This window comes from Streptomyces lunalinharesii, assembly GCF_039532155.1.
Lineage (GTDB): Bacteria > Actinomycetota > Actinomycetes > Streptomycetales > Streptomycetaceae > Streptomyces > Streptomyces lunalinharesii.
Genome location: NZ_BAAARK010000001.1, coordinates 720,217 through 736,027, shown reverse-complemented (window position 1 = coordinate 736,027; position 15,811 = coordinate 720,217). Strand labels below are relative to the sequence as shown.

Here is a 15,811-nt window from a genome sequence, read left to right as displayed (position 1 = left end):
GTCCCCACGGGAAGGGAGATTGGAGACTGTATACAGTCGTCGGTCGACGAATACTGTATGAACCTGTTATCCCGCATCGCCCGGCCCTTGTCCAGAGGAAGCGTCGGCGGGCGGGGCGATCACGCCACCCGGCCGTCACCCTCACCCACCGGCCGTCGCCCCCATCCTTCGCCCCCTCCTTCGCCCCTCCCGCGCCCGACCCCGCACCTCACCGGCGCCGCCCCGCGCGCGCCGCCGCCCGCCCCGCGCGACACTCGCCCTACCCGGCGCCGCGCTCCCCGCCCCGCCCGTCCCCGGCCCGGCCCGGCCCCCGATCGCGCCCCGACAACGGAGACACCGATGGCCCCCACCCCCGCTCCGCCCGCCCCGCCCGACGAGGCCCCGCCCCTGATCCGCAAGCCCGGCACCTCCTGGCCGGACGCCTGGCAGCGCAGCCTGGCCGTGGCCTCCGAGGCGTTCCACGGCGACCAGGTCGGCAACCTCTGGGCCGGCACCTGGCACCGGGACGGCCACCCGCAACCCGCCGCCAGCCCCGTCGACGGCACCCCGATCGCCGGCCCGCCCCGCCTCGACGCGGACGCTGCCCTCCGGGCCGTACGCGCCTCCCTCGACCAGCACCGCGTCTGGCGCGACGTCCCACTGCCCGAACGGAAGGCCCGGATCACCGCCACCCTCGACGCCCTCGCCGCACACCGCGAACTGCTCGCGCTGCTCCTGGTCTGGGAGATCGGCAAGCCCTGGAAGCTCGCCCGGGCCGACGTCGACCGCGCCATCGACGGCGTCCGCTGGTACGTGGCCGAGAGCGACCGGATGCTGGTCGGCCGGTCCCCGCTGCCCGGCCCGGTCAGCAACATCGCCAGCTGGAACTACCCGATGTCGGTCCTCGTCCACGCCATGCTGGTCCAGGCCCTGGCCGGCAACGCCGTCATCGCCAAGACGCCCACCGACGGCGGCCTGGTCTGCCTCACCCTCGCCAGCGCCCTGGCCGCCCGCGAAGGCGTCCCGATCACCCTGGTCAGCGGCAGCGGAAGCGCCCTCTCCCCGTCCCTCGTCCGGTCACCGGAGATCGGCTGCGTCTCCTTCGTCGGCGGCCGGGACACCGGCGCCCGGGTCGCCACCGCCGTCGCCGACCTCGGCAAGCGCCACGTCCTCGAACAGGAGGGCCTCAACACCTGGGCCGTCTGGAACTTCACCGACTGGCCCGCCCTCACCCCGCAGCTCCGCAAGACCTTCGACTACGCCAAGCAGCGCTGCACCGCCTACCCCCGCTTCGTCGTCCAGCGCGACGCCTTCGCCGACTTCCTCGCCGCCTACCTCCCCGCCGTCCGCAGCGTCCGCTTCGGCCACCCCCTGGCCGTCCCCGACCCCGCGGCCCCGCTCCCCGACCTCGACTTCGGCCCCCTGATCAACGCCACCAAGGCCAAGGAACTCGCCGACCTCACCACCGAGGCGATCTCCCGCGGCGCCGTCCCCCTCCACCGCGGCACCCTCGCCGACGGCCACTTCCTCCCCGCCCAGGACACCTCCGCCTACCTCCCCCCGACCACCCTCCTGGCCCCGCCCCCGTCCTCCCCGCTCCACCACGCCGAACCCTTCGGCCCCGTCGACACCATCGTCCTCGTCGACACCGAGGCGGAACTCCTCGCCGCCATGAACGCCAGCAACGGCGCCCTGGTGGCCACCCTTTCCTGCGACAACGAGGAGACCTTCGACCGCCTCGCCCCACAGATCCGCGCCTTCAAGGTCGGCCACAACGCCCCCCGCTCCCGCGGCGACCGCGCGGAACTCTTCGGCGGCTTCGGCAACTCCTGGCGCGGCGCCTTCGTCGGCGGCGACCTCCTCGTCCACGCCGTCACCCAGGGCCCCACCCCCGAACGCCTCCCGGGCAACTTTCCGGAGTATCAGTTGATGCCTTGAGGGGGTGGGGGCGGTGGGGTGTGCGCGGGGGCGAGCGGTGGTCGGTGGCCGGTGAGGGGTGGCCCGTGAGGGGTGGCTGACGGGCATGGTCCGCGGTCCGTGATCGGTGGTCCGCCACCTGCGTAGACAGGCGGCAACCAGCCCTCCGCTCGCCCGTCTCCCTCCTCACCGATGCCCATAAGCCGGCCTTATGCCCGGCATGGATACGCAGGTGAAAGCCACTCCGAAACCTTGGTATTGTTATCCATGTCGCCGCGGGGAATGCCCCGCGAAGATCACCTGAGTCCGGGTGGCGGAATGGCAGACGCGCTAGCTTGAGGTGCTAGTGCCCTTTATCGGGCGTGGGGGTTCAAGTCCCCCCTCGGACACCAGTAAAAACCCCAGTTCACCTGGGGTTTTTTGCGTTTCTGGGGTGTGGCGTGACCGACCACGTGACCAACGGCCCAGCGAACTCCCAGGTCAGACCAGGGATGACAGGCCGATCCTGTTGGCTCCGGAGGCGGCGAGCTTCCGGGCTCCGTTCATCCTGCTGCGGCTGTAGCGGGCCATGGTGCAGCCCGGCGAGTGGTGCCGGACGTTGGCGGAGACTTCTACGGGGTTCTCCCCGGCCTCCAGATCGTTCGTGACCTTGCTGTTCCTCCAGTCGTGAATGCGGAACCCCTCGGGGAGCTTCAATCGGGTGCGCAGGGTGCGCCACCGTGCCGAGACCCTTTCGGTGTCCTGCGGTCCTCCTGCTTCGCCCCGGTAGAGCTTGAAGCCGTCACGGGCGAACACGAGGTCGTGATCCGTCCAGACCGCCCCGAGGCGTTCCCGCTCGACTTGCCGGCGCTCTCTCTGCCACTTGAGGACGTTCATTACGGACTGGTCCACGTAGATCACGGCGTTGGCGTCCTTGGTGAGCTTCCGCAGCCGATAGGTGTTGCCTTCCTCGACCACGTCCCAGCCCAACTCGACAGAACCCTCTGGGACGGGACCACACTCCGGAACACCACCAAGGAACAAGCCCAGGCAGTCAGGGAGCCTGCCATGGTGCTCCACTCCCACATCACCCCATCCGACTGGGGCCGCTACGTCGGTCAGTCGGGAGCTGCGGGCGGTTCGTACAACCGCATCCTTCCCTTCCTGCTCGGGTCGGTGCCGATGCTGGACGACGACCGCGTGAGGCTGCCGAAGGTCAACGGCTGGGAACTGTCCGACGCTTAGGCGTGGGCCACCGCCCACCCCCGCATGATCGGTCTGTCTGGTTTTCACGCTCCAGGGTGACGATTTCGACCATGCCGAGCAGCCGACTCCGGCGCCGCGCCCCATGACGGCCAGTGCGGAACCTGAGAAGAGCCGGTCCACCGTGGTGTAGATGGACTCCTACCGCCCGGCCCCCAAGCAGACTCAGGGGTCTCAGGGGTGGAGCAACCGGTGAAGCGGTCGGCCTCCCCCGCTTCTTCGTTGGCCAACACCCGTTCCGGGCTCTGCTCTGACCTTTCAAATCAACCCAGGAACGCCCCCGACGAAATCGGCGGGGGCGTTCCTTTGCTTGGTCAGCGGTGATTCAGACGAGAGCGATTCCGGCCTGAGCCTTGATGGTGTCCACGGCCTCTTCAGTGAGCCAACGAAGGGGGACCACAGTCCACTTGTCGCCCTTGCGCATGACCACGGCGTTACCGTCCCTGGTGCGTCCGACGTGAACGAATCCGTGGTCACGCCGCAGGTCCTTCGCCAGGTTCTCGCCGTGGATCACAGGCGTTACTTCCCTTCGCGGTCCTCGTCGTCAGCCATGCTGCTGTGAACGTCACCGTTCTGAGAGACACGGGTGTCGGGATCAGTCACCTGATCCTGGTTGGCGTACGGGTCCCAGTCGTCCTCGTTCTTCTTACCCATTCTCGCGTGTTCCTTCCTGTTGAACACTGAGGCGACGCGGGGAGTCGGTTCCCGCGCCGTCGTGCAGCCCGCCCCGACCGCTAGCCCTTCCTGTTGCTGAGCGATCGGGGCGGGGGTGCTTCGGCTTCCCTGGGGCCGACGCGGTTGCCCTCACTGCCCAGGGCAGCACCCCAGCTAAGGGGCGGACCGGGGCGAGAGCCTGAGTTCGTCAGCTCAGACCGGGCACGTCTGCCCGTACTCAAAGGCTGATCCCGGTCGGGGGACCTGCTGCCCGTCCCTACCGCCCGCCGCCGCCGTCACGGGAGGAACGGGAGTCTCAGACTCCGGTCGTCTGCGAACAGATGTGGCAGACCCACATGCCAGATGTTTCTTCAGTCATCAGGTGCCCTCTTCGGCAGAGCACTTGCTGGCGTCCTTTGGCCCGGCATTTGAGGCACGGGAAGGGGCACGGTGGCACCTTCGCTCCCTGGGGGATGGACACGACTCCAGAGGCCACGTCCAGTCGCCCGCCATATTCCGTCCACCCGTCCACGGAGACGTCAGCGTTTCGCCCTCTTCCGCCTGCGGCTCGGGCGGTCATTGGTCGCCGCCATGAGGGTGGTTCCTAATTTCGCGTGCAGCGGCGCAGGCGGCAGACCAGTCATTCCGCTTCCGTGCCTGGCTCCGCTGGAGGTCCAGGGCGGCGCACACTCCGCAATCGGGTTCGGGGGCACCGTCCAAAAGCCGGTGGTCTAGCGGCAGCTCGACCGGCTTCTGCGAGTACCTGACTGGATTGGTCATGGCTGGTGCTACCTCTCGACGGGATCGGACCATGCCAAGACCGTAGAAATCGGAGAGTGCAAGGCGCCACGAAATTGCATGAGCTTGCACATCAATTGGCATGGCTGATAGCGCTATTGACGTTGTTACTGTTGGCCGGCAAGGGTTATGCAAGCCCGAGCAAGCACCTAGGCCAGGGAGTCAGCAATGGCCGTAGAGTTCGTCGGAATCGATCCCACCACCGACCGGGACCATTGCCCCACCGTGTGGGCGGATGTGGCAACTCAGGAGATCTTGTTGCAGGGGTGGAAGCCGAGCCCCCAGACTCAGGCGGAGTGCGAGGCGAGCAGCCCCGCAAACGGTCCGGTGCCCGACAGTGAATCCATCGTTAGGATTCCGGCCCGGATGATTCCGATGATCAGGGAGGCGTGTGATGCGGTCGAGCGTGCCCAGCTTCGCTGAGCTGCTGGGGCAGTGCCAGCGATCCGCCGTCCATCTGGAGCTGCGCGACTCCTACGCCCCCACAGATCGATTCGAGTCATGGAAGCAGGGTGATCGGATCAACTGGGAGGATCGTGACTCCTGGTGGCACCCCTACGACCAGTTGATCGCGGACACTGTGACCCGAGGCGTGGTGATCCGGCGCGCCCGGGTGGTTTCCGAGCCTGTGTCGGAGTACATCCGATGGGAGCACTACGTCACGCACGCCAACGTTACGGCCGGCGAAGAGGTTCGATGGCTGCCACGGCGACGGTCCACGAGTATCCCGCTGCCTGGAAATGACTTCTGGCTGTTCGACGGCGCGCTACTCCGAGTGCATCACTTCTCCGGTGACGGGGTGGTGGTCGAGGACGAGATCACGGCTGCCCCGGAGGCCCTGAAGCTGTGCTCCGCGGCTTTCGAAGCGGTCTGGGAGCGAGCTGTCCCGCACCACCTGTACGAGATCTGACGAAGGCCAGCTTCATGCCCCCACACCCCTCTTCACGCGTCCAGACGGCCCGCGAGGAACTTGCCGGCCGTCTACGCGAGATTCGGAAGGACGCGGGAATCAGCGGGCGGGAGCTGGCCGCCAGATGTGGGTGGTCGGAGTCGAAGTCCTCCCGGATCGAAAACGCCAAGACGCCTCCCTCCGATCAGGACATCAGAGCGTGGTGCCGAGCCTGCACTGCTGATGATCAGGTCCCTGACTTGATCGCGACAAACAGGCAGTCCGCCGATGCGCATGTGCAGTGGAGGCAACTTCAACGGACAGGGCTCCGTCGACTGCAAGAGTCCACAGGGGATCTGTACCAACAAACCAAGGTGTTCCGCGTCTACGTGTCCGACGTGATCCCGGGGTTCCTTCAGACGCCCGGATACGCCACCGCTCTGCTGTCGTCCATCGCAGACTTCCGGGGAACCCCGGACGACGTGAGCGACGCCGTCGCGGCCCGCATCAGGCGCAACGCGGTGCTAAGCAATGGCACACACCGGTTCTCGTTCGTACTGGAGGAGTCGGTGTTGCGGTACCGGCTGTGCAGCGTCGAGACCATGGCGGCACAGCTTGGTCACTTGCTCGGGGTTATGGATCTCCAGAACGTCGCCGTGGGCATCATCCCGTTGTCAGCACAGCGAACCGCGTGGCCCATGCCTACCTTCACGATCTTCGACGACTCCAGGGTGCACGCGGACACGCTGGATGCCGCATCGACGCTGACGCAGCCGAGCCAGGTCGAGCTGTACGCCAGAGCCTTTGTGCGGCTCTCGCGGGGAGCAGCGCGGGGAGCTGCGGCACGTTCGCTCATTGCGGCTGCGTTGGCTTCCCTGGACTGAAGGGGTTGGTTCTCCGTCGACACGGCAGGCTCCGTTGGTCGAAGGTGGACCGGTTGGCTACGTGACCAACGCATGACCAACAGCAGTCCGAAACGGCCTGAAAAAGCGGGAACGCATGACCAACAGAGGCTGTCAACTCTGCGGCGCTTCGCGGTCATCGTCGCAGGTCACGTAGTCAATTGGCTGGTGCCCGAGGCGAGAGTTCAAGTCCCCCTCGGACACCAGTGAAAACCACATTTCGTCTGGGGTTTTTGCGTTTCTGGGGTGGGGTGGGGTTGCTCAGTGGGCCCAGGCGGCCGTGGGGGTTGGTGGGTTGTGGGGGGCGTGGTGGTTGTGGGGTCTGGTGTGGTGGGGGTGTGTCTGGGGTGTTGGGGTGGTTCAGGCGGCGGCGACGCCGGTGTTCTGGCCGGCGGAGACGCGCCATTGGCCGTCCTGCTTGACCAGTACCCAGGTGCCCACGTTCACGCGCTGGTGCTGGGCCATGGCGACGGGCTGGCGGAAGAAGACCACCGCGACGTCGGGGCCGGGGAAGGTGATCCGCTCGATCTCGTACCAGGTCTCGATGCCCTCCGCGTGCTGACCTAAGCGTTCCCGGTGGTAGGCGTGCAGGGCCTCCCAGCCGACCAGTCGCATCCCGTTGACGGCGGTGAAGACCACGTCGTCGGTGAAGCGGCGGTCGAACTCCGCCGCGTCCTGCTGGGCGAAGGCCGACTCCAACTCGTCGAAGAGGGCGGTGATGCGGCGTGCGTCGTCGCTCTGGAAGGTCGGCGTGCGAGGGTCGACGGCCATGGTGGTGCTCCTTCGGTGGGGGGTGGGTGGCGGGCGGGCGGAACGGCCACCGCCCGGTCACGCTAAGTGGACCGGTCCCGGCCCGCGCAAGTCGGTACCGACGCGATCCGTCAACTGTCGGCCAAAGTGGTCTAGTTGGGCCCATCAGGGATGTCTTCGTGCTGTCGGTCGTGCCGGCGGAGCGTGTGCGGGGCCGTGTGCGGCAACGGTGTCGGGTCCCCGCCGGTGGTCGCCGCCCCGCGTCGGGCCGCTGACCAGCGGGCACGTGCATGCCGGCCGGTTTGCGGGAAATGCGGCGGTTTGTGGGGCGGTGGTGATGGCGCAAGGTGAGCGGTGCATCCTGCGCTGTCATGGGCGTACGGTGGCCGGAATCCTTACCCGAGACGGGAAACGAGCGGTGCCTGGCGGACGGGCACCTCGGCATGCAGGGGGATGGACATGAAGATTCTGGTGACCGGTGCGTCCGGTAGCGTCGGCCGGGTGGTCGTCGAGGGGCTCCTCGCGGCAGGCGTTCAGGTGCGGGCCCTGACGCGGGATCCGGACCGCGCGGACCTGCCGGCCGGCGCGCAGGTCGTCGCCGGTGATCTGACGCAACCGGGCGGCCTGAACGCCGCGTTGGCGGGCGTGGACCGGATGTACCTGTTCCCCGTTCCCACCGCCGTGCGCGAGGTGGTCGCGGCCGCCGAACGTGCCGGGGTGCGGCGCATCGTCACGTTGTCCTCGGGCGCCGTGACCGCCGGCTACGACACCGTCCACCACCTGCCGGTGGAGCGGGCCGTCGAGGCCGCCGGGGTGGAATGGACCCATGTGCGCCCGGGGGAGTTCGCCATGAACAAGGTCGCCCTGTGGGGGCCCGGCGTCCGCGCCGAACGCGTGGTGCGCGATCCCAGTCCCGAGGCCGTCTGGTGCCCCGTGCACGAGCGGGACATCGCCGACGTGGCGGTGACGGCCCTGCTCGAAGACGGCCACCACGGCGCGGCCCACACCGTGAACGGGCCGCCGATCAGCCTGCGTGACCAGGCCCGCGCCCTCGCCGAGGCGCTGGGGCAAGAGGTCCGCTTCGAGCAGGTCACCCCCGAGGACGCCCGCCGGCGCTACCGCGCGCAGGGCGGGTTCGCCGCGCTCGCCGCGGACTTCCTGCTCGGCTTCGTCGATCACGCCGGCAACCCCACCGACCCCGGCGCGCGGGCCGACTTCGACCTCACCGCCTTCGGCCCGCAACCCACCGTGCGCGACGTCACCGGCGTCGCGCCGCGCACCTTCGGCCAGTGGGCCCGCGACCACGTCGCCGACTTCCGCTGACCGCGAGGTGGTGACGAGGGCGGGCCCGATCCGTGCGTCGGGCCCGCCCTCGCGTGGTTGCCGCGGAGCCAACCGCAGGGCGTTCTCGGCCGGTTGACGCGTTCGTTCCTTGACGGTGCTTCGCGCACCGCCCTAAGGTCGGCCAGTAACTGACCTGTCGGAAAGTAAGTTGGTGGGTGAGATCCCTCGCCACCGGCGCACCACCCTGCCGAGGAGAGGACGACCGTGTCACAAGGCCAGCCCGCGAGCGGAGCGTTACTGCGGGGCCCCCGGCTGTACATGGTGATGGCCGCCGCGGTGCTCGCCATGTTGCTGGGCTCCCTGGACAGCATGATCCTCGGCGCCGCGATGCCCCGGATCGTCGGCGAACTCGGCGGCCTGGACCGACTGTCCTGGCTGGTCACCGCCTACATGCTGACCATCGCCGTCTCCACTCCGGTGTGGGGCAAGCTCGGCGACATGTACGGCCACAAGGGCGCCTTCATCGGGGCGATCGTGCTGTTCCTGGCCGGCTCGGTGCTCTCCGGCGTCGCCCAGTCGATGAGCCAACTCATCGCCTTCCGGGCCCTACAGGGACTGGGCGGGGGAGGGCTGATGGTCGGCGCACTGGCCATCATCGGCACGTTGGTCCCACCCCGCCAACAAGGCAAGTACCAAGGCGTCATCTCCGCGGTCATGGGACTGGCCATGGTCGGCGGGCCCCTGATCGGCGGCGTGATCGCCGACCAACTCGGCTGGCGCTGGTGCTTCTACGTCAACGTCCCCGTCGGCGCGGCCGCCCTGATCATGGTGGGCTGGCTTCAACTCCCCCGCCGGCGCACCAAGGCTCGCATCGACATCGCCGGCGTGATCCTGCTCACCCTCGCCATCAGCGCCGTGGTGCTGATCACCACCTGGGGCGGCAAGGACTACGCCTGGACCTCACCGCCGCTCTTGGGACTGTTCGTGCTGGCCGTGGCGGCCGTCCTGGCGCTCTGCTACGTCGAACGGCGGGTCGCCGAACCCCTGCTGCCGCTGGCCCTGTTCAAGAAGGCCAACTTCTCCCTGATCACGGTGGCCGGGCTGTTCCTGGGCTGCGTGATGACCAGCGCGGTGACCTTCCTGCCGATCTTCCAACAGGTCGTCCAGCACGCCTCGGCGACCAACGCGGGACTGCTGCTGCTCCCGATGTTCGCCGCCATGGTCGCGGTCAGCGCGTTCGGCGGCCAGTTCATCACCAAGAGCGGCAAGTACAAGGCGTTCGTGATCCTCGGCGGTGCGGCGCTGACCGCCGGTTCCTTCCTGCTGAGCTGGACCGACCGCGACACCAGTCCGGTGGTGCTGGGCGTGTTCATGGCCGCACTGGGCCTGGGCATGGGCCTGTTGACCCAGACCACCTTGCTGATCTCCCTGCAGAGCGCCGAACTCGACCAGCTCGGCGTGGCCTCCTCCACCGCCACCCTCGCCCGTTCCCTGGGCGGTTCCGTCGGCGTCGCGATCAGCGGCGCCCTGTTCGCCGGTGCCGTGACCGGTGCCCGCACGGCCGACGGCACGCCGGTGAGCGGCACCGGCGGTGCACAACCCGACCCCGCGGTCCTGGCCCGTCTGCCCCACGCCCTGCGCCTGGCCTACGAGAACGCCGTCGCCGACGGCACCAGTCGGATCTTCCTGTTCTGCACGGTGCTGGCCGGCATCGCGCTGGTGGCCGGATGCTTCGTCAAGGAAGTGCCGCTGCGCACCGCCAACGTGCCTGACGGCGACGGCGACGAGGCCGACGTCCGCGCGCCCGACCCCGCACAGCCCGGCTCGCCGGCGAACCCCTGAGGCTCGCCACGACCCGCCGACACCGCAACGGCGAACCGGACCACTCCGCCCCCACCCCCCCCACGGGCGGACCGGATGCAGTGCGCGCCGTGCCTGGAACGTCGTGACCTGGTCATTGAGGAGTAAAGGACTTCCCTTGCCACAAGACGCCGCGCCATACTGGCGCGGCGTCGTGACCTGGAGCCGGGGAGAGTTCTACGGTGACGGCCAGGCGGGCGCCGCGTGCGCGGTGGGCCCGCGCAACGAAGGGGTGTCACACGGTACTTGGCGGGGCAGTGGGTATCCCTGCCCCGATGGCCCCGGCCGGCGCGCAACCTGACGGTTCGAGGTCGGTCCTGGGGATTTCGGGTACCGGTGCACGAACTCAAGGGGGGACATGGCTCAGCAACATCGGGGGATGAAGACGCGGCGCCTGATCGTCCGGACGGCGGCCGAGGTCTTCTGCGAGCGGGGCTACGACGGGACGAGCACCACCGAAATCCTCACCCGTTCCCAGCTGACGCGGGGTGCGTTGTACTTCCACTTCGATTCCAAGCAGCAGCTCGCCGAGGCGGTGGCGAGCGTCCCGGGGGAGTTGTTCGTTCCCCCGGACGGGCCGGTGGCGCTGCAGTGCCTGGTCGACTTCAGCCTGCGGCACGCCGAGCGGCTCGCCACCGACGTGGTGCTGCGGGCCTCGATGCGCCTGAGCGCCGAGCACGGCACCGGGTGCGCCCCGGGCGCCGCCCCGCACGAGGCGGAGTTACGCGCCGTGCTGTTGCGGTTGCTGCAACAGGCCGACCGGGCCGGGGAGTTGGTGCCGGGGGCCGATCCGGCGGAGGTCACGGACGTGTTGATGGGGTTCTTCACCAACGTCCAGCCCTACTGGGCCAAGACCACCGCCGGTCTCGCCCACCGCCTGGCCACCTTGTGGCGCTACCTGTTGCCGTCCATCGCGACGGCCGAACTGCTGCCGCGCCTGCGGCTCCGCCCCGGCCGTGCGCCACAACCGGCCGGTGCCGGCTACGGCGAGGAGACGGTGCCGGCGATGAGTGGTTCGGTGAGCTGACCGGCGCGGTCGCCCGCCCCCGCCGGCGCCGCAGTGGCCCGGTGGGGGAGCGGCGGGTCCGGTCGCGGAAGGGTCGGGCCGGGGCCAACTGCCCCCGGCCACCCGCGCTGCGCCGCGGTGCACGCACACCCTTCGCCCCCCCCTGCCGCTCGTGGACATCTGCACAACTGCGCGACGGCCGCCCTTGGCAGATCGCACCGTTCGAAAGGATAGGTCCCCGAGCGGGGAGCGGTCATCCCTATTTGTCCCGCCAACTTCGCGCGGACGGTCGTCCCGCCCTGGAATCAGCACTTCCGGTTGGTTGGTGCGGCACGTAACCCACGATTCCTTACGGTTCACGCGCCACGCGACGTAAGAGTGGCTCCTGTCGGTTTCGTGTGTTTCCTGTGGGGTGTCGCCCGGGAAAGTCGCGCTATTCCTCGGGTGTAGAGCGCCCTTTGTCGCACTCTGCGACGGGTTTATGTGTGTACATGCCATCCTTGGGTGATCGTTTCCTTGACAAACCGACAAGTCTGCTTGCTATTTTGCTTGCAGGGCAGGCGGGAACCGCGCCGAGGGTGACGGTTCGGGTTATGCGGTTGTTTATGTCGCCGGGGACAAGGGTAGAGGCGTCCCTTACGTCAGCAGGGATGGGGGACTTGTGGACGGGGATCATACAGTGCTGTGTGATGATTCTTCCGCCGCCCCTCAGGTAATGACCATTGTTTCGAAATCCCTGGCCCATAGCGGAATTCGCGCTCGCCTTATCATTGACGTTCAGGCGCCCATGAACCGGGGGATCGATGCATGTCTTGCTGGCGGAATCTGACAGGCAATCCGGAGATATTCTGCGACAGGCCATGAGGAGACACGGCTATGCGGTCGAACTCACCGACAGTGGCGCCAACGCCCTAAAATCCTATGAGGGATTCGACCTCATTCTCCTCGACCTCGAACTTCCCGACATCGATGGTCTGGAGGTCTGTCGCAGCATTCGGGAATCCAGTGACGTACCCATCATCGCGTTCACCGGACACGGGACCGAACTCGACCGGGTGCTCTGCCTCCAGGCCGGTTGCGACGACTGCATGGTCAAGCCCTATGGACTGCGTGAACTCCTGGCCCGCATCGAAGCCGTCATGCGTCGGGTGCGACCACGTCCGGTGGAAGGCCGCAGCATCGCCTACGGCCCCCTGCAGATCGACCGGGACGGCCGCGAGGTCTTCCTCAACGAGGAGCCCGTCAAGCTGACCCGCAAGGAGTTCGACCTGCTCCAACTGCTCGCTTCACAACCCGCCCGGGTCTTTTCCCGCGAGCAACTCATGGACAAGGTGTGGGGCGCCCAAGGCGCCCGCGGCACCCTCGGCGCCAAGCTGACCCGCACCATCGACACGCACGTCAGCTCGTTACGGGGCAAGCTCGGATCCAGTGAATGGATCATCACCGTCCGAGGGGTCGGGTTCCGCTTCGGCGGATGACGCCGCACCGTGGGGCGACGGCTCTCCGCCGCCCCACGGTCCTTCCGGCTCCGCCCCCTTCCCCCGCGCCCCGGCCGCCACCGCCGTCAGCGCGCCGACTGACCCGCCAGCCGCGGACTGAGGGTCCGTCGCACGTCCGCCTCGTCGTAGTGCGAACGCCCGCCCACCCGCCGCCGCCCCCACGCGTTCTCGCTGGCCAGCCGGTACACGCTGCCCAGCGACACCCGCCAGATCCGCGCGACGTCCTGCGGCGAAACCCACTGCGTGCGCCGGCCGCCGCCCGCTCCCGGCGGCGTCATCCGGCCCCGCAACTGGGCCCATTCGTACTCCGCCCACCGGTGTCCGGCGTCGGCGTCGCACCGGATCTCCGCCGTCGCCGACGGGCTCCCCGTCCGCGCCACCAGCGTCCCGCCGCACCCCGTCTCCACGCACGCCCCGAGCGGCACCCGGCGCACGGCGCCCGACGACGTCACCCGACGGGCGGCCCGCACGCACCGCTCCAGCTCCGCCGAGAACTCACCGGCCGCCGGATGCGCCGCCAACCACTCCAGGTGCTCGACCAGCCACCGGGCCAACGACGGCACCGTCCGCGCCGGCGCCGCCACCCCGCGCTCCTGCGCCACCAGTCCGCTCCACGACGCCAAGGTGGTCACGATGCCGGAACGGACCTCCGTGGCCGCGGTGTTGAACGGCATCCCCGGCAGCGGGCCGCCGCTGGTCCGCTCCCGCGGCCCGCCCGAACTGCTCAACATCCGGCCGCATTCCTCGTGCAGGTGCGGCAGGGCCCGCAGCAATTCCCCGGTCGACTCCCGACACGCACCGCACAGCGAAAAGCCGTCGCCCCCGCCCCGTACGCGCGTGTTCCCCATCGCCCGGCACGCCGCTCCCTGACACGGTTCCGCCACGGGCACCGCACGCATCGACTCCGCCACCGAAGGTCAACTCCTTTTCCGAAGTGGGCGTTCAGCAAAACCGAAGTGGCCGCCGGTCGGCAAGTGATCTTCGTATTCCTGGAGAAGAGTCAGCACGCAGCACGCTTAATACAGGGGAATCACAAATAACCGTGCGGACCACGTCAGGTGGCAACTCCCGCCGATCGCGGAGTGTGGCCGACGCCACGATCTGACACTCCTCTGACGTTCCCCTTGGGTTGCGCTATGAATGCTGAGCCTCTTCTGAGCAATCTTGCGAGCTTCCTGGAAAAATAGGGTTGATCTCTGAAGCCGCACCGAAGAAGCTCATTACTAGCTTCCGCTGCACTGTGTTCCGGAACCGCCGAGCGCGTCTTTTCCGGGGCCGCCCAAGCGCCTCAGGGCCCCTTTTTGCAAAGGCTGTGCCCGGCCGTCGCGAAGCCCGCTCCACACCAGGAGCCACCTGCCGACGCGGCCCTGTCCGGAGCGTTTTCCCGAACCTTCGCCACGTGCCGCGAAGAAGGGTGTGCAGCACCTACCGCGGCACCGTGCAGGTGCCGCCCGAGACGCCCCTTCAGCGGCCGGACCGCCTATTCCGCCTTCCTTTCACACAGGGGCTCCACCAGCCCAAGGGAGAGACACACATGGATGCTTCCGTCATCGTCGTGGGCGCCGGCCCGGCCGGACTCATGCTGGCCGGCGAACTGCGCCTGGCCGGCGTCGACGTCATCGTTCTCGAACGCCTTCCGCAGCGCACCGGCGAATCCCGCGGCCTCGGATTCACCGCCCGCACCATGGAGGTCTTCGACCAGCGCGGCCTGCTCCCGGGCTTCGGCCAGATCGAGACCAGCACCCTGGGCCACTTCGGCGGCCAGCCCGTCGACTTCGCCGTGCTGGACGGCGCCCACTACGGAGTCAAGGGCGTCCCCCAGTCCATGACGGAGACCGTCCTGGAGCAGTGGGCCACCACGTTGGGCGCCGACATCCGCCGCGGCCACGAAGTCCTCGCCCTCGCCGACGACGCCGACGGCGACACCGTGACGGTGACCGTCGCCGGCCCCGAGGGCACCCACCACCTGCGCGCCGGCTACCTGGTGGGCTGTGACGGCGGCCGCAGCACCGTACGCAAGGCCGCCGGCTTCGACTTCCCCGGCACCGCACCGACCCGCGAGATGTTCCTGGCCGACGTCCGCGGCTGCGACATCACCCCCCGGCCCATCGGCGAGACCGTCGCCGGCGGCATGGTGATGTCCGCCCCGCTCGGCGACGGCGTGGACCGCATCATCGTCTGTGAACGCGGCGCCCCGCCCCGCCGCCGCACCGAGCCCCCCGCCTTCGCGGAGGTGGCGGCCGGCTGGCAGCGCCTGACCGGCCAGGACATCTCGCACGGCACTCCGGTCTGGGTCAGCGCCTTCGGCGACCCCGCCCGCCAGGTGACCAGCTACCGGCGCGGCCGCGTCCTGCTGGCCGGCGACTCCGCCCACGTCCACCTGCCGGCCGGCGGCCAAGGCATGAACACCAGCATCCAGGACGCCGTCAACCTCGGCTGGAAGCTCGCCGCCGTCCTCCGCGGCACCGCCCCCACCAGCCTGTTGGACACCTACCACACCGAACGTCACCCCGTGGGCCGGCGCCTGCTGATGAACACCCAGGCCCAAGGCATGCTCTTCCTCAGCGGCGACGAGATGCAGCCCGTGCGCGACGTGCTGGCCGAACTCATCCGCTACGACGTCGTCAGCCGGCACCTGGCAGGCATGGTCTCGGGCCTGGAGATCCGCTACGACGTCGGCCCCGGCGACCACCCCCTGCTCGGCCTGCGCATGCCCCACCTGGAGCTGATCACCGCCGACGGCCAGAAGACCAGCACCACCCGCCTGCTGCACCCCGCCCGCGGCGTCCTCCTCGACCTGGCGGACGACGCGGACCTGCGCCGCGCCGCCGCGCCGTGGGCGCACGCCGTCGACGTCGTCACGGCCACCCCCCACGCGCTCGCGCCCACCAGCCCGCTGGCCGGCACCACCGCCGTCCTGCTGCGCCCCGACGGCCACCTCGCCTGGATCCACCCCGCCGGCCCCGCCGCGCCCACCGACGCCCTCACCCGCTGGTTCGGCCCCGCCCGCTAGCCCGAGCACGAAAGCAGG

General features: G+C 69.0%; 15 protein-coding genes and 1 tRNA gene. 11 read left to right on the top strand and 5 right to left on the bottom strand.

Annotated features, from left to right (window positions below; genetic code table 11):
• The first annotated feature begins 339 nt into the window (after positions 1 to 339).
• Together ABD385_RS03360 and ABD385_RS03355 are read left to right on the top strand one after the other, a co-directional pair.
• Positions 340 to 1,917 (top strand): aldehyde dehydrogenase family protein, encoded by a 1,578-nt coding sequence (locus tag ABD385_RS03360; RefSeq protein ID WP_344573344.1) that lies wholly within the window; start codon positions 340 to 342, stop codon positions 1,915 to 1,917.
• A gap of 283 nt (positions 1,918 to 2,200) precedes the next feature.
• Positions 2,201 to 2,288: transfer RNA gene (locus ABD385_RS03355), tRNA-Leu, on the top strand.
• An 88-nt stretch (positions 2,289 to 2,376) separates the two neighbouring features.
• On the opposite strand, the gene ABD385_RS03350 is transcribed toward ABD385_RS03355, so the two are convergent.
• A complete protein-coding gene (locus tag ABD385_RS03350; protein ID WP_344573343.1) occupies positions 2,377 to 2,865 on the bottom strand; it encodes a hypothetical protein in 489 nt (162 codons plus the stop codon).
• A gap of 78 nt (positions 2,866 to 2,943) precedes the next feature.
• On the opposite strand from ABD385_RS03350, the gene ABD385_RS03345 reads away from it, so the two are divergent.
• Positions 2,944 to 3,120: a hypothetical protein gene (locus ABD385_RS03345; protein WP_344573342.1), complete on the top strand. Its 177-nt coding sequence runs from the start codon at positions 2,944 to 2,946 to the stop codon at positions 3,118 to 3,120.
• Positions 3,121 to 3,463: 343 nt separating this feature from the next.
• Here ABD385_RS03345 and ABD385_RS03340 read toward each other — a convergent pair whose 3' ends face one another.
• On the bottom strand, positions 3,464 to 3,652 hold the full coding sequence (locus ABD385_RS03340; protein WP_344573341.1) for a hypothetical protein: 189 nt from the start codon (positions 3,650 to 3,652) through the stop codon (positions 3,464 to 3,466).
• A gap of 5 nt (positions 3,653 to 3,657) precedes the next feature.
• Entirely contained in the window at positions 3,658 to 3,792 is a 135-nt protein-coding gene (locus tag ABD385_RS03335) for a hypothetical protein (protein ID WP_344573339.1), read from the bottom strand.
• Between the two features lie 966 nt (positions 3,793 to 4,758).
• On the opposite strand from ABD385_RS03335, the gene ABD385_RS03330 reads away from it, so the two are divergent.
• From ABD385_RS03330 to ABD385_RS03320, 3 genes are read left to right on the top strand one after another with little or no spacing between them, the layout of a single operon-like run.
• On the top strand, positions 4,759 to 5,013 hold the full coding sequence (locus ABD385_RS03330) for a hypothetical protein (RefSeq protein ID WP_344573338.1): 255 nt from the start codon (positions 4,759 to 4,761) through the stop codon (positions 5,011 to 5,013).
• On the top strand, positions 4,985 to 5,500 hold the full coding sequence (locus tag ABD385_RS03325) for a DUF6879 family protein (RefSeq protein WP_344573336.1): 516 nt from the start codon (positions 4,985 to 4,987) through the stop codon (positions 5,498 to 5,500). Before ABD385_RS03330 ends, ABD385_RS03325 begins: the two co-directional genes overlap by 29 nt.
• Positions 5,501 to 5,514: 14 nt before the next feature.
• Complete coding sequence (locus ABD385_RS03320) at positions 5,515 to 6,363, top strand: helix-turn-helix domain-containing protein (protein ID WP_344573335.1); 849 nt, start codon at positions 5,515 to 5,517, stop codon at positions 6,361 to 6,363.
• A 378-nt stretch (positions 6,364 to 6,741) separates the two neighbouring features.
• Here ABD385_RS03320 and ABD385_RS03315 read toward each other — a convergent pair whose 3' ends face one another.
• Complete coding sequence (locus ABD385_RS03315) at positions 6,742 to 7,152, bottom strand: SgcJ/EcaC family oxidoreductase (protein ID WP_344573334.1); 411 nt, start codon at positions 7,150 to 7,152, stop codon at positions 6,742 to 6,744.
• Between the two features lie 438 nt (positions 7,153 to 7,590).
• On the opposite strand from ABD385_RS03315, the gene ABD385_RS03310 reads away from it, so the two are divergent.
• From ABD385_RS03310 to ABD385_RS03295, 4 genes are all read left to right on the top strand, one after another.
• Positions 7,591 to 8,454: an NAD(P)H-binding protein gene (locus ABD385_RS03310; protein ID WP_344573333.1), complete on the top strand. Its 864-nt coding sequence runs from the start codon at positions 7,591 to 7,593 to the stop codon at positions 8,452 to 8,454.
• A 225-nt stretch (positions 8,455 to 8,679) separates the two neighbouring features.
• Positions 8,680 to 10,257, top strand: coding sequence for an MDR family MFS transporter (locus ABD385_RS03305; protein ID WP_344573332.1), 1,578 nt, complete (start codon positions 8,680 to 8,682; stop codon positions 10,255 to 10,257).
• 397 nt (positions 10,258 to 10,654) lie between these two features.
• The gene (locus ABD385_RS03300; protein WP_344573331.1) at positions 10,655 to 11,302 is read left to right on the top strand and encodes a ScbR family autoregulator-binding transcription factor; all 648 of its coding nucleotides are present in this window, start codon (positions 10,655 to 10,657) and stop codon (positions 11,300 to 11,302) included.
• 782 nt (positions 11,303 to 12,084) lie between these two features.
• Positions 12,085 to 12,759, top strand: a complete 675-nt coding sequence (locus ABD385_RS03295; RefSeq protein WP_344573330.1) for a response regulator transcription factor — start codon at positions 12,085 to 12,087, stop codon at positions 12,757 to 12,759.
• An 86-nt stretch (positions 12,760 to 12,845) separates the two neighbouring features.
• Here ABD385_RS03295 and ABD385_RS03290 read toward each other — a convergent pair whose 3' ends face one another.
• Entirely contained in the window at positions 12,846 to 13,511 is a 666-nt protein-coding gene (locus ABD385_RS03290; RefSeq protein WP_344573329.1) for a hypothetical protein, read from the bottom strand.
• Positions 13,512 to 14,314: 803 nt separating this feature from the next.
• On the opposite strand from ABD385_RS03290, the gene ABD385_RS03285 reads away from it, so the two are divergent.
• Positions 14,315 to 15,793 (top strand): FAD-dependent monooxygenase, encoded by a 1,479-nt coding sequence (locus ABD385_RS03285; protein WP_344573328.1) that lies wholly within the window; start codon positions 14,315 to 14,317, stop codon positions 15,791 to 15,793.
• Positions 15,794 to 15,811: the final 18 nt, after the last annotated feature.